Genomic DNA, 14,087 nt, shown 5'->3' on the forward strand with positions numbered 1-14,087 from the left:
GCGATGCATCCGCATCAGCCAGAGATACGGGCTCTAAGATCCGTTACGCCCACTAAAAGGCGCACAGTATGCACGATTTATACTGCTTGCCTACTCTTATATCAGACCCAAAAAATAAACAAAATGTGAACCGGCCGCTCTTTTGATAATAGAAAGATTTTACTAATCAACAAGCTATACCATTAAAAATAATGGTGGTTTATCATCGGATTATCCACCAAGATTGGCTAACTCTCGGACAACACGACAATAATATGGCGCCATCATCACTTCTTGCAGAACGGATTTCCCGCCTCAGCAGCGCGCTGGAGAGCGGTCTTTATGAACGTCAGGAAGCCATTCGCCTGTGTCTGCTGGCGGCGCTCAGCGGTGAAAGCGTGTTCCTGCTCGGTCCACCGGGCATTGCCAAAAGCCTGATTGCACGCCGGTTAAAATTCGCCTTTCGCCATGCGCGCTCCTTTGAATACCTGATGACGCGCTTCTCGACGCCGGAAGAGGTGTTCGGCCCGTTATCCATCCAGGCGTTAAAAGACGAAGGCCGCTATCAGCGCCTGACCGCCGGCTACCTGCCCGAAGCGGAAATCGTATTTCTGGATGAGATCTGGAAAGCCGGCCCGGCAATCCTCAATACCCTGCTGACCGCGATCAACGAACGTCGCTTCCGTAACGGCAACGCGGAGGAACCGATCCCCCTGCGGCTGTTGGTCACCGCCTCCAACGAACTGCCGGAAGCCGACAGCAGCCTGGAAGCGTTGTACGACCGCATGCTGATACGCCTGTGGCTGGACAAAGTGCAGGACAAGCAGAACTTTCGCTCGTTGCTGGTCAGCCGCCAGAACGAGAATGAAAACCCGGTGCCGGAAGCCCTGAGCATCACCGACGAGGAGTATCATCAGTGGCAATCGCAGATCGACAAAATCAAGCTGCCTGAAAGCTGCTTCGAACTGATATTCCAACTGCGTCAGCGGCTGGATGCGCTGGACCATGCTCCTTACGTTTCCGATCGCCGATGGAAAAAGGCATTGCGCCTGTTGCAGGCCTGCGCCTTTTTCAGTGGTCGCGACGCCGTGGCCCCGATCGACCTGCTGCTGCTGAAAGACTGCCTGTGGCACGATCTCACCTCGCTAAAACTGCTGCAGCAGCAAGTAGAGCAGTTGCTGAACGAGTCGGCCTACCAACAGCAAACGCTGCTGATCCAGCTGCAACAGATCCACACCCGCTGGCTGCAGCACCAACAACAGCAGAGCGACAGTCAGGCGATCACACTGGTAAAAAAAGGCGGCATGTTCAGCCGAAAGCCGCAGTTTGCCCTGGCCACGCCGCTCGGCACCGGCCCCCTGACACTGTTGCTGCAAAAACCGCTGCAGCTGCATGATATTCAGGTCAACCATCTGAGTATTGAAAACAGCGTACTGGAAAACTGGCTGCAAAAAGGCGGCGACGTACGCGCCAAACTGAACGGCATCGGCTTTGCCCAGCAGATCGATCTGGAAGTGGACGAAAAACTGCATCTGACGGTACTGGACGTCAGTCGTCAGCCTTCGCTGCTGGCCCTGCCAGGTATAAAGACCGGGGGAACGCCTCAGGCAATGCTCGACGAAATGGACCAGTTGGCTCAGCGTCTGGCGGAACAGCGTCGGTTGTTCAGTCAGCATCAGCCCTGCCTGTTTACCCCGGCCGCCAGGCTGGCAAAAATTGAGGCCAGCCTGTTGCAGGTGGCGGAACAAATCAAACAGCAGCACCAGCAGATGCGCGGTCAGTAAGCATGCTCAGCCTGGAAACGCTCGATCTGCTGCTGGCGATCACCGAAGGTGAACTGATCGAGGAGATGATCATCGGTATGCTGGCGGCCCCGCAGCTGTCGATTTTCTTCAAGAAGTTTCCGGCGATCCGCCGGGCGCTGGATCGCGACCTGCCGCGCTGGAAGCTACAACTGAAACAGCGTCTGCATGAAGCCATGGTGCCACCTGCGCTGGCGCAAGAATTTTACCGCTATCAACAGTGCCAGTTAGAGAACAATACCCAGTTCTTTCATAACCTCAATGACACTCTGGACCTGCTGCGCCAGCTGGTTTCTCCTTTCTATGAGCAGGCTCGCTCGCTGGTGGATGCCGCCGATCTGCCCAATCATCCGCTGGACGACAGTTTCCAGACCCTGTTTTTACAACGCTGGCGTATCAGCCTGACGCTGCAGGCCACCATGATGCATCACCAGTTGCTGGAACAGGAACGCGAACAGCTGATGGCAGAGCTGCAGGAGCGTCTGGCACTGAGTGGGGCGCTGGAACCGCTGCTGTCGGAAAACGACACCGCCGCCGGGCGACTGTGGGACATGAGCAAAGGCCATCTTCAGCGCGGCGATTATCAACGGCTGGTGGAATACGGCAACTTCCTGCAGCGACAGCCGGAGCTGAAAAAGCTGGCGCAGCAGCTTGGGCGCAGCTATCAGGCCAAAGCGGTACAGCAACAGGATGCTTTGCCAGAGCCGTTTCGCGTCATGGTGCAGGTACCCGCCACGCTGCCGGAAGAGGTCAGCGGTATTCATCAGAGCGACGATATTCTGCGCCTGCTGCCGCCTGAGTTGGTCACGCTGGGTATCGAAGAATTGGAATTTGAGTTTTACCGGCGCCTGCTGGAAAAGCAGTTATTGAGCTACCGCCTGCAGGGCGATGTCTGGCAGGAACAGATAACGATCCGGCAGGTCACCCACCAGCAGCAGGATCAGCAGCCACGCGGCCCGTTTATCGTCTGTGTCGATACCTCAGGCTCCATGGGTGGGTTCAATGAGCAGTGCGCCAAGGCGTTTTGTCTGGCGCTGCTGCGCATTGCGCTGGCGGATAATCGCCGCTGCTACATCATGCTGTTTGCCAACCAGATAGTGCATTACGAGCTTACGGCCGCCAGCGGAATTGAACAGGCAGTGCGTTTTCTCGGTCAGCAGTTTCGCGGCGGCACCGATCTGGCAGCCTGCCTGAACGCCACGGTGAGTAAAATGGCGGAGAGCGGCTGGTTCGACGCGGATGCGGTGATCATTTCTGACTTTATTGCCCAGCGGTTGCCGGAGGAGGTCATAAAGAAGGTCAAACAGCAGCAGCAGAACCACCAGCAGCGCTTTCACGCGGTGGCGATGTCCAGCTATGGCAAACCCGGCATCATGCGCATCTTCGATCATATCTGGCGCTTTGATACCGGGTTAAAAAGCCGCTTGATGCGCCGCTGGCGGCGCTGATTGTTACAGAAGCCCTTCGACCGCGTCACGCACTTGCGGTGACCACACGCCACACTGCACCTGACCTATGTGCGACAGTTGCAGCAACAGCATCACCAGGCGTGACTGGCCGATACCGCCACCGATGGTTTGCGGCATATCGCCACGCAGCAATGACTGATGCCACTCCAGCGCCAGACGATCTTCATCGCCGGTTTGTGCCAACTGGCGCTTCAGCGCACTGGCGTCAACGCGAATCCCCATAGAAGAAAGCTCGAAGGCATCCTGCAATACCGGGTTCCAGACCAGAATATCGCCGTTCAAACCTGCCAGCCCTTCTGCCGCCGGTGTCGTCCAGTCATCATAATCCGGCGCACGGACATCGTGTGATTTGCCGTGCGACAGCTTACCGCCGATCCCGATCAGAAATACCGCGCCCAGCTCTTTGGTAATCGCCCGCTCACGGCCTTTGGCATCCAGTTCCGGGTAGCGTTGCAACAGGGTTTCACTGTGAACAAAATGAATCTGCTCTGGCAGGAACGGCGTTAAGCCATATTCGCGGCTCACTTCGACTTCAGTGGCCTTAATCGCCGCATAAATACTGCTCACGGTGCTTTTCAGGTAATCCAGGCTGCGCTCACCATCCCCCATCACCCGCTCCCAGTCCCATTGATCGACGTAGACCGAATGGATCGCGCTCAGGCGATCTTCATCAGGACGCAATGCTTTCATATGGGTATACAGGCCTTCACCGGCGCCAAAATCGTAGCTGCCCAGCGTTTTACGTTTCCATTTCGCCAGTGAGTGCACCACTTCGAAGGTGGCTTCCGGCAGGGTTTTGACCTTTACCTGCACCGCTTTCTCACTGCCTGACAGGTTATCCTGGGTACCGTCACCCAGGCGGCTGAGGATCGGCGCCTGCACTTCGATCAGGCCAAGCTGCTGTTCCAGCTGGCGTGAGAAGAAGGATTTAACCAGGCTGATTTGTTGTTGTTTTTGAATAAACTGTTTTTTCATTGCCGTATCTCTTATAAACCTGTCTCTGTTGCCAACGATTAAGCAACAGAACGGCACCGTAATTCAATATCCGCTAATCAATATTGCCTTTTCACTTTTAATCGTTCATTTTGATGCGGTAATAATTCAACAATCAGCAATTAGTGGGGGATTAAATGGCTGAAAATTATCAGATCGATAATCTCGATCGCGGCATTCTTAACGCTTTGATGGAAAATGCCCGCACGCCTTATGCCGAACTGGCCAAGAACTTTGCCGTCAGTCCCGGTACCATTCATGTGCGAGTAGAAAAGATGAAGCAGGCCGGTATCATCACCGGCGCACGGGTTGACGTGAACCCCAAACGCCTGGGTTACGATGTCTGCTGTTTTATCGGCATTATATTAAAGAGTGCTAAAGACTATCCTTCGGCACTGAAAAAGCTCGAAAGCCTGGAGGAAGTGGTTGAGGCTTACTACACCACCGGCCACTACAGCGTGTTTATCAAAGTGATGTGCCGCTCAATAGATGCGTTGCAACAGGTACTTATCAACAAGATCCAGACCATTGACGAGATCCAGTCCACCGAAACGCTGATCTCGCTGCAGAACCCCATCATGCGTACCATCACGCCCTAGCCAATTAATTACTATACCCATATTATCCACAGGTAGATCCCAGCCGATTCACAGCGTACAATGCTGCCACTTTGAGAAGGCTGGGATCATTCATTTCATGGCAGACATTACTCTGATCAGTGGCAGTACGCTTGGCAGCGCCGAGTACGTAGCCGAGCACTTGGCTGAAAAACTGGAAGCTGCGGGCTTTACGACCGAAACCCTGCACGGCCCTGAATTGGATGAACTGACCCTGTCCGGGCGCTGGCTGGTGGTGTCTTCTACCCACGGTGCCGGCGATTTACCGGATAACCTGCAACCGCTGCTGGAACAAATAGAAGAACAGCTTCCTGACTTATCCCAGGTACAGTTCGGCGCAGTCGGTTTGGGCAGCTCGGAATACGATACTTTCTGTGGTGCGATCCAACGGATCGACGATCTTCTGATCGCTCGCGGGGCGAAAAGGATCGGCGATCGGCTCGAGATCGACGTGACTGAACACGAAATTCCTGAGGATCCGGCAGAGGAATGGGTGAAAAATTGGATTAATTTACTCTAATTTGTTCAAAGATCACCCGAACGATTGTGGATAACTATGCTTAAAAGCAGGGTAAAAGCGGTAGTTATCCCAATAACAACCTTAGGTCTCTTTTTGACCTGTGCATAACATGCCATTTAGATCCCAGCTTATAAGCTATAGGATCACCGATCATTCACAGCTAACGATCCTCCTTAATCCGCTGATCTCAATCACGAATAGTCACTTATCCACAGAAGATCGCGATCCTAATAAGAGATCTAATAAAGAGATCTTTAAATAAAAAAGATCTTCTTTTAATTACCGACGATCCTGACCACTTGGTCGATCGACTAAACTTGAGTAGAATCGCCCTCCCCAGGGCAAACAACGATCGTTCGCAATACGGCGAGGTGCAGTTCCATGTTTTATCCAGAGCAATTTGACGTCATCATCATCGGTGGTGGCCATGCCGGTACCGAAGCCGCAATGGCTGCGGCACGCATGGGGCGTCAGACTTTATTATTGACGCACAATATCGATACGCTGGGGCAGATGTCTTGCAACCCGGCGATTGGCGGTATTGGTAAAGGGCATCTGGTTAAGGAAATTGATGCACTTGGCGGCCTGATGGCCACGGCGATTGACCATGCCGGCATCCAGTTTAGGATACTAAACGCCAGCAAAGGCCCGGCGGTGCGAGCCACTCGTGCCCAGGCTGACCGCGTACTGTATCGCCAGGCTGTACGCACCGCCCTGGAGAACCAGCCGAACCTGACTCTCTTCCAGCAGCCGGTTGAAGATCTGATTGTGGAAAACGATCGCGTTGTCGGTGCGGTAACCCAAATGGGGCTGAAGTTCCGTGCCAAAGCGGTGGTACTGACCGTCGGCACCTTCCTGGATGGCAAGATCCATATCGGTCTGGAAAACTACAGCGGAGGCCGCGCCGGGGATCCTCCGTCGATCTCGTTGTCACAGCGCCTGCGTGAATTGCCTTTGCGCGTTAATCGCTTGAAAACAGGTACGCCACCGCGTATCGATGCACGCACTATCGATTTCAGCGTTCTGACGCCGCAACACGGTGATACACCGATCCCGGTGTTCTCGTTTATGGGCAATGCCGGGCAACACCCGGAGCAAATGGCGTGCTACATCACCCATACCAACGAAAAAACCCATGACGTGATCCGCAATAACCTCGATCGCAGCCCGATGTATGCCGGGATCATCGAAGGGATCGGCCCACGCTATTGCCCATCGATCGAAGACAAAGTCATGCGCTTTGCCGATCGTAACGCTCACCAGATCTTCCTTGAACCAGAAGGCCTGACCAGCAACGAAATTTACCCTAACGGCATTTCCACCAGCCTGCCGTTTGACGTACAGATGCAGATCGTTCGTTCGATGGAAGGGATGCAGAATGCCCGCATCGTTCGTCCGGGTTATGCCATCGAGTATGATTTCTTCGATCCGCGCGATTTAAAACCGACGCTGGAAAGCAAATTTATCCAAGGCTTGTTCTTCGCCGGTCAGATTAACGGCACCACCGGCTACGAAGAAGCCGCTGCACAGGGCCTGCTGGCCGGTCTGAATGCCGGACGTTATGCCAACGAAGATGAAGGCTGGTCACCACGTCGCGATCAGGCTTACCTCGGCGTGCTGGTGGACGATCTCAGTACCCTGGGTACCAAAGAACCGTATCGCATGTTCACTTCACGCGCCGAATACCGCCTGATGCTGCGCGAAGACAATGCCGATCTGCGCCTGACCGAAAAAGGCCGCGAACTGGGTCTGGTGGACGATGCCCGCTGGGCGCGCTTTAGCGAAAAGCTGGAACACATCGAACAAGAACGTCAGCGCCTGCGCGACATCTGGATGCACCCGCATGCGGAGAATGTCGATCAGGTCAACGTACTGCTGAAAGCGCCGCTGTCGCGTGAAGCGAATGGCGAAGAGTTGCTGCGTCGCCCTGAAATGGATTACCAACAGCTGACCTCCGTAGCCGCATTTGCGCCGCCGTTGGCCGATACCCAGGCTGCAGAGCAGGTTGAGATCCAGGTAAAATACGAAGGCTACATCGCTCGTCAGCAGGAAGAGATCGAAAAACAACAGCGTAACGAAAACACCGTGCTGCCGTTGGATCTCGATTATCAGCAAGTTTCCGGCTTGTCGAATGAAGTGATTGCCAAATTGAATGACCATAAGCCGAACTCGATCGGCCAGGCTTCACGCATCTCCGGCATCACACCGGCGGCGATCTCAATTTTGCTGATCTGGCTGAAAAAGCAGGGTTTGCTGCGCCGCAGCGCATAAATCTTGTTTTTGTGCGACCGTTTGTCTATCAAGTAGACAAACGGTCGCTGACATCGTCCCGTGCCTGAATTATCATGCTTGGCTTCTTGGCCAGCCCCAATTTGGCTCGTCGTTCCGCGCCAGTCAGAGGACCCGTTGTGCAGAAAAAATTAGACTCGCTGCTCACTGCAGCAGGCATTGCGCTTCCCGATCAGCAAAAACAGCAATTGCTAGGCTATGTCGGCATGCTGGACAAGTGGAACAAGGCTTATAACCTCACCTCGGTGCGCGATCCTCAGCAAATGCTGGTACGCCATATTCTCGACAGCATCGTGGTAAACCCGCATTTGCAGGGCTCCCGTTTTATCGACGTAGGTACCGGCCCCGGTCTGCCGGGCATTCCGTTGGCGATCGTTCGTCCTGATTCCCATTTCACCTTGCTGGACAGCCTGGGCAAGCGCGTGCGCTTCCTGCGTCAGGTGCAGCACGAGCTGGGCCTGACCAACGTTGAGCCGGTACAGAGCCGCGTTGAGGAGTTCCCGGCCGAACCGCCGTTTGACGGCGTGATCAGCCGTGCTTTTGCTTCGCTGCAGGACATGCTGTCCTGGTGCCATCACTTGCCGGCGAAAGGGCAGGGGCGTTTCTATGCGCTGAAAGGGGTTCGTCCTGATGAAGAGCTGACGCAGCTGCCGGAAGGTATCGAACTTGAGTCGGTGGTGCGCTTGCAGGTGCCGGAACTCGAAGGCGAACGTCATTTGGTGATACTTAAAGCAAACTGAGTTTGTTTTTGATCAAATAAGCGTGAATTAAAAGATAGTGTCTAGAGTAAATGTAAGCAGGCTAATCAAATGGCGGTTTTTTTAGTTAATTTACTTTTTATTAACACAAAAATAGCCGCCAATTAGCGACAATAGAGTAATTGCAATTCGAAATAGTCACGTTAGCAACGATAAGTTAACGATTCTGCTTTGGCGCTAATGTTAATTGGCTGTTGTAATATTACGCGACAAGCTGTCAATAAAAGGTTTTTACCGAGTAGATGGATTGTTTTTGAACGGTTAACTTGTAATATTTTGATTTATAATGTTTTTTGATCACTCAATTTGCTAAAGACGGTTTACACGTCGGTGAGTTATAAATCAGAAAGAGGCATTATTGTGAGCGGTTCGACGTTTCGTACTGTAACGCTGGAATAATCAGACAATTTAATGCGCCCTATATTCCGACCGTTTTCTTGTGAAAATAGCCTGAAATAGGGGAATTTAAATAATTGTTCACCTTTTCGCTACTTATCGATTGAATTCGTTGGTATGCCCCGTATAATTTGCTCGTTTTTTGCTGCTTGACTCAGATCAGTAAAAACAGTTTTATACGTCACTCAGCATACCCCCTCTGGGGTACGGAGAGAACAAACGTCATGTCTGTGTCCCTTTACAGCGGAAAAGTTGCTCGTAAATTACTGTTTCTGCAGTTAATGACTTTTGTTCTGATCAGCGCTGCTTTCGGACTGAAAAGCCTGGAATGGAGCGGTTCGGCACTGGCGGGCGGTCTCGCAGCCTGGTTGCCGAGTACCATGTTTATGCTGTTTGCCTTGCGTCATCAGACGCAGACGCAGGCACCCGGTCGGGTCGCCTGGTCATTCGCCATCGGCGAGGGGTTAAAGGTCTTGATCACCATAGTTTTGTTGATCGTGGCGCTTGGGGTGTTCAAAGCGGAGTTTATACCGCTTGGCCTGACCTATTTAGCGGTGTTAGCGGTGCAAATTATCGCACCCGCCGTGATTAACAGTTACCGAAATTAACTAAATAAGGGTAGAGGCATCATGTCTGCAGAGGGATACAACAGTCCACAGGAGTATATCGGTCACCACCTGACGCAACTTCAGGTCGGGACTGGTTTTTGGTCGATTAACCTCGACTCGATGTTTTTCTCCGTTGTCCTCGGGGTTCTGTTCCTGGTGATTTTCCGCCGGGTTGCCAAAAACGCCACCAGCGGCGTACCGGGTAAGCTGCAAACCGCAGTGGAACTGGTCGTCGGGTTTGTCGACAGCAGCGTACGCGATATGTACCACGGCAAGAGCAAGGTAATTGCTCCGCTGGCGCTGACGGTGTTTGTCTGGGTATTCCTGATGAACATGATGGACCTGATCCCGGTCGACTTCCTGCCATTCATCGGTGCTCAGCTCGGTCTGCCGGCACTGCGTGTGGTGCCTACGGCTGACGTGAACGTCACCCTGTCGATGGCGTTGGGCGTATTTATCCTGATTCTGTTCTATAGCATTAAAATGAAAGGCGTTGGTGGGTTCGTTAAAGAGTTAACCATGCAGCCGTTCAACCACCCTGTATTCATTCCTATCAACCTGATCCTTGAAGGTGTCAGCCTGCTGTCCAAGCCTGTTTCACTGGGCCTGCGACTGTTCGGCAACATGTATGCGGGTGAGTTGATCTTCATCCTGATTGCCGGCCTGTTGCCGTGGTGGTCACAGTGGGTCCTGAGCTTGCCTTGGGCTATTTTCCACATCCTGATCATTACGCTTCAAGCCTTTATTTTCATGGTTCTGACGATTGTCTATCTCTCGATGGCATCTGAAGAGCACTGATTTTCTTAAAACACTTGCACTTTTAAACTGAAACAAACTGGAGACTGTCATGGAAAACCTGAGTATGGATCTGCTGTACATGGCTGCCGCTGTGATGATGGGTTTAGCGGCAATCGGTGCTGCGATCGGTATCGGCATCCTGGGTGGTAAATTCTTGGAAGGCGCTGCACGTCAGCCTGACCTGATTCCTCTGCTGCGTACACAGTTCTTTATCGTTATGGGTCTGGTTGACGCCATCCCGATGATCGCTGTTGGTCTGGGTCTGTACGTGATGTTCGCTGTCGCGTAAGTAGAGAATTTCTCTACACTGAAACCACACTATTAACTTTTAAAGAGGCATTGTGCTGTGAATCTTAACGCAACAATCCTCGGCCAGGCCATCGCGTTCGTTCTGTTTGTCTGGTTCTGCATGAAGTATGTATGGCCGCCGATTATGGCAGCCATCGAGAAGCGTCAGGGAGAAATTGCTGACGGTCTCGCTTCTGCAGAACGTGCCAAAAAAGATTTGGACTTAGCGCAAGCCAATGCGACCGACCAGCTGAAAACTGCTAAAGCAGAAGCTCAGGTGATCATCGAGCAAGCAAACAAACGCAAAGCTCAGATCATGGATGAAGCGAAAGCCGAAGCCGAGCAGGAACGTAACAAAATCGTGGCGCAGGCTCAGGCTGAGATCGAAGCCGAACGTAAGCGCGCTCGTGAAGAGTTGCGTAAGCAAGTCGCGATGCTGGCAATTGCCGGCGCCGAGAAGATCATCGAACGTTCCGTGGATGAAGCTGCTAACAGCGACATCGTTGATAAACTGGTCGCTGAACTGTAAGGAGGGAGGGGCTGATGTCTGAATTTGTAACTGTAGCTCGCCCCTACGCCAAAGCAGCTTTTGACTTTGCCGTTGAGCATCAAAGCGTAGAGCGCTGGCAAGATATGCTGGCGTTTGCTGCTGATGTCACTCGCAATGAACAGATTTCTGAACTGCTGTCTGGCGCTATGGCGCCAGAGACGCTGTCCAAGACGTTCATCGCGGTATGTGGCGATCAACTCGACGAACATGGCCAGAACTTTATCCGTGTAATGGCCGAAAATGGACGTTTACTGGTTCTTCCTGCCGTGCTGCAGCAGTTCAACGAACTGCGCGCCTTGCTGGAATCCACCGTCGAAGTCGACGTGCTCTCTGCGAGCGCACTGAGCGACAAACAGCAGGCTAATATTGCCGCTGCGATGGAAAAACGTCTGTCACGCAAAGTTAAGCTGAATTGCAAAATTGACAAGTCTGTACTGGCCGGCGTAATTATCCGTGCTGGCGATATGGTGATTGATGGCAGCGTTCGCGGTCGTCTTGAACGCCTGACAGACGTCTTGCAGTCTTAAGGGGACTGGAGCATGCAACTGAATTCCACCGAAATCAGCGAACTGATCAAGCAGCGCATTGCTCAGTTCAATGTGGTGAGCGAAGCTCACAATGAAGGTACTATTGTTTCCGTCAGCGACGGGATCATCCGCGTACACGGTCTGGCCGAAGTTATGCAGGGCGAAATGATCGCACTGCCAGGCAACCGTTACGCAATCGCATTGAACCTGGAGCGCGACTCCGTAGGTGCCGTGGTTATGGGTCCGTACTCGGATCTGGCCGAAGGCATGAAGGTAAAATGTACCGGCCGTATTCTGGAAGTTCCGGTTGGCCGTGGCCTGCTGGGTCGTGTAGTTAACACCCTGGGTGCACCTATCGACGGTAAAGGCCCGGTTGATAACGACGGTTTCTCCCCGGTTGAAGCTATCGCCCCTGGTGTTATCGAGCGTCAGTCCGTAGATCAGCCGGTTCAAACTGGCTACAAATCTGTCGACGCCATGATCCCAATCGGCCGTGGCCAGCGTGAGCTGGTGATCGGTGACCGTCAGACCGGTAAAACCGCTCTGGCTATCGATGCGATCATCAACCAACGCGACTCCGGCATCAAATGTGTTTACGTGGCTATCGGCCAGAAAGCGTCTACCATCGCTAACGTGGTGCGCAAGCTGGAAGAGCACGGCGCACTGGCAAACACCATCGTTGTGGTTGCTACCGCGTCTGAATCCGCTGCACTGCAATACCTGGCGCCATATGCCGGTTGTGCGATGGGCGAATACTTCCGTGACCGCGGTGAAGATGCACTGATCGTTTATGATGACCTGTCCAAACAGGCCGTTGCTTACCGTCAGATTTCCCTGCTGCTTCGTCGTCCACCAGGTCGTGAAGCTTACCCAGGCGACGTATTCTACCTCCACTCCCGTTTACTGGAGCGTGCTGCGCGTGTTAACGCCGACTACGTTGAAGCCTTCACCAAAGGTGAAGTCAAAGGCCAAACCGGTTCACTGACCGCTCTGCCGATCATTGAAACCCAGGCAGGTGACGTTTCCGCGTTCGTTCCGACCAACGTAATCTCGATTACTGATGGTCAGATCTTCCTGGAATCCAACCTGTTTAACTCCGGTATTCGTCCGGCGGTTAACCCGGGTATCTCCGTATCCCGTGTGGGCGGTGCAGCGCAAACCAAGATCATGAAAAAACTGTCCGGTGGTATTCGTACCGCGCTGGCACAGTACCGTGAACTGGCTGCGTTCTCTCAGTTCGCTTCCGATCTGGATGATGCGACCCGCAAACAGCTGAGCCACGGTCAGAAAGTGACCGAGCTGCTGAAACAGAAACAGTATGCGCCGATGTCCGTCGCACAACAGTCTCTGGTGCTGTTTGCCGCAGAACGTGGCTACCTGAACGACGTTGAAGTCGCGAAAGTCGTGAGCTTCGAAGCCGCGCTGGTTGCTTACGCAGACCGCGAGCATGCCGAGTTGCTGAACCACATCAACCAAACTGGCAATTTCAACGATGAGATCGAGGGCAAACTGAAAGCCGTCCTCGAGACCTTCAAGAAAACCCAGTCCTGGTAACGCTCAGCGGCCTGCAGTTGAAAGACAGCAGGCCGTCTGGCAATGAGGAGAAGCAGAGATGGCCGGCGCAAAAGAGATACGTAGTAAGATCGCGAGCGTGCAAAACACGCAAAAGATCACTAAAGCGATGGAAATGGTCGCCGCCTCCAAAATGCGTAAATCGCAGGAACGCATGGCGGCCAGCCGTCCTTATGCAGAGACCATGCGCAAAGTGATTGGTCACCTTGCGTTGGGTAATCTGGAATATAAGCACCCGTACCTGGATGAGCGTGACGTTAAGCGCGTCGGGTATCTGGTGGTGTCTACTGACCGTGGTCTCTGTGGCGGCTTGAACATCAACCTGTTCAAGCGTCTGTTGGCAGAGATGAAAGGCTGGTCCGAAAAAGGCGTTGAAGTTGATTTGGCGCTGATTGGCTCTAAAGCGGCCTCTTTCTTTGGTTCCGTGGGCGGCAACGTGGTTGCCCAGGTTACCGGCATGGGGGATAAACCTTCCCTGTCGGAACTGATCGGTCCGGTGAAAGTGATGCTGCAAGCCTACGACGAAGGTCGTTTGGACAAGCTGTACATTGTCAGCAACAAATTTATCAATACGATGTCCCAGGAACCACAGATTATTCAGCTGCTGCCGTTGCCGCCTTCCGATGACGGTGAGCTGAAGAAAAAATCTTGGGATTACCTGTATGAACCCGATCCAAAAGTGCTGCTTGATACCTTGCTGCGCCGCTATGTGGAATCGCAAGTTTATCAGGGCGTCGTGGAAAACCTGGCCAGCGAGCAGGCCGCACGAATGGTAGCGATGAAAGCCGCAACCGATAACGGCGGTAGCCTGATCAAAGAGCTGCAGTTGGTATACAACAAGGCTCGTCAGGCCAGCATCACTCAGGAACTCACCGAGATCGTTTCGGGAGCCTCCGCGGTTTAAGCTAGGTTTACGAATTA

Annotated in this window: 14 protein-coding genes; 13 read left to right on the plus strand and 1 reads right to left on the minus strand. The window is 53.2% G+C overall.

The window, feature by feature from the left end:
* Positions 1 to 254 precede the first annotated feature (254 nt).
* On the plus strand, positions 255 to 1,763 hold the full coding sequence (gene ravA, locus M495_RS24110) for an ATPase RavA (RefSeq protein WP_020837699.1): 1,509 nt from the start codon (positions 255 to 257) through the stop codon (positions 1,761 to 1,763).
* Positions 1,764 to 1,765: 2 nt separating this feature from the next.
* Positions 1,766 to 3,229 carry an ATPase RavA stimulator ViaA gene (gene viaA, locus M495_RS24115; protein WP_020837700.1) on the plus strand — a complete coding sequence of 488 codons (1,464 nt, stop codon included), beginning with the start codon at positions 1,766 to 1,768 and terminating at the stop codon, positions 3,227 to 3,229.
* A gap of 3 nt (positions 3,230 to 3,232) precedes the next feature.
* On the opposite strand, the gene asnA is transcribed toward viaA, so the two are convergent.
* Positions 3,233 to 4,225, minus strand: a complete 993-nt coding sequence (gene asnA / locus M495_RS24120; RefSeq protein ID WP_020837701.1) for an aspartate--ammonia ligase — start codon at positions 4,223 to 4,225, stop codon at positions 3,233 to 3,235.
* 155 nt (positions 4,226 to 4,380) lie between these two features.
* On the opposite strand from asnA, the gene asnC reads away from it, so the two are divergent.
* From asnC to atpG, 11 genes are all read left to right on the plus strand, one after another.
* Complete coding sequence (gene asnC, locus M495_RS24125; protein ID WP_004950461.1) at positions 4,381 to 4,842, plus strand: transcriptional regulator AsnC; 462 nt, start codon at positions 4,381 to 4,383, stop codon at positions 4,840 to 4,842.
* Positions 4,843 to 4,939: 97 nt separating this feature from the next.
* Positions 4,940 to 5,380, plus strand: a complete 441-nt coding sequence (gene mioC / locus M495_RS24130) for an FMN-binding protein MioC (RefSeq protein WP_012147574.1) — start codon at positions 4,940 to 4,942, stop codon at positions 5,378 to 5,380.
* A gap of 381 nt (positions 5,381 to 5,761) precedes the next feature.
* Entirely contained in the window at positions 5,762 to 7,651 is a 1,890-nt protein-coding gene (gene mnmG, locus M495_RS24135; protein ID WP_020837702.1) for a tRNA uridine-5-carboxymethylaminomethyl(34) synthesis enzyme MnmG, read from the plus strand.
* A 137-nt stretch (positions 7,652 to 7,788) separates the two neighbouring features.
* Complete coding sequence (rsmG, locus tag M495_RS24140) at positions 7,789 to 8,409, plus strand: 16S rRNA (guanine(527)-N(7))-methyltransferase RsmG (RefSeq protein ID WP_020837703.1); 621 nt, start codon at positions 7,789 to 7,791, stop codon at positions 8,407 to 8,409.
* Positions 8,410 to 9,047: 638 nt separating this feature from the next.
* Positions 9,048 to 9,431 (plus strand): F0F1 ATP synthase subunit I, encoded by a 384-nt coding sequence (atpI, locus tag M495_RS24145; protein WP_020837704.1) that lies wholly within the window; start codon positions 9,048 to 9,050, stop codon positions 9,429 to 9,431.
* Positions 9,432 to 9,452: 21 nt separating this feature from the next.
* Complete coding sequence (gene atpB / locus M495_RS24150; protein ID WP_020837705.1) at positions 9,453 to 10,229, plus strand: F0F1 ATP synthase subunit A; 777 nt, start codon at positions 9,453 to 9,455, stop codon at positions 10,227 to 10,229.
* A 49-nt stretch (positions 10,230 to 10,278) separates the two neighbouring features.
* Positions 10,279 to 10,518, plus strand: coding sequence for a F0F1 ATP synthase subunit C (atpE, locus tag M495_RS24155; RefSeq protein ID WP_004093904.1), 240 nt, complete (start codon positions 10,279 to 10,281; stop codon positions 10,516 to 10,518).
* A gap of 57 nt (positions 10,519 to 10,575) precedes the next feature.
* Positions 10,576 to 11,046, plus strand: coding sequence for a F0F1 ATP synthase subunit B (atpF, locus tag M495_RS24160; RefSeq protein WP_004950476.1), 471 nt, complete (start codon positions 10,576 to 10,578; stop codon positions 11,044 to 11,046).
* A gap of 14 nt (positions 11,047 to 11,060) precedes the next feature.
* Positions 11,061 to 11,594: a F0F1 ATP synthase subunit delta gene (gene atpH / locus M495_RS24165; protein ID WP_020837709.1), complete on the plus strand. Its 534-nt coding sequence runs from the start codon at positions 11,061 to 11,063 to the stop codon at positions 11,592 to 11,594.
* A gap of 12 nt (positions 11,595 to 11,606) precedes the next feature.
* Positions 11,607 to 13,148 (plus strand): F0F1 ATP synthase subunit alpha, encoded by a 1,542-nt coding sequence (atpA, locus tag M495_RS24170; protein ID WP_020837710.1) that lies wholly within the window; start codon positions 11,607 to 11,609, stop codon positions 13,146 to 13,148.
* A 58-nt stretch (positions 13,149 to 13,206) separates the two neighbouring features.
* Positions 13,207 to 14,070, plus strand: a complete 864-nt coding sequence (gene atpG, locus M495_RS24175; RefSeq protein ID WP_020837711.1) for a F0F1 ATP synthase subunit gamma — start codon at positions 13,207 to 13,209, stop codon at positions 14,068 to 14,070.
* The last annotated feature ends 17 nt before the right edge of the window (positions 14,071 to 14,087 follow it).

Source organism: Serratia liquefaciens ATCC 27592 (genome assembly GCF_000422085.1).
GTDB lineage: Bacteria > Pseudomonadota > Gammaproteobacteria > Enterobacterales > Enterobacteriaceae > Serratia > Serratia liquefaciens.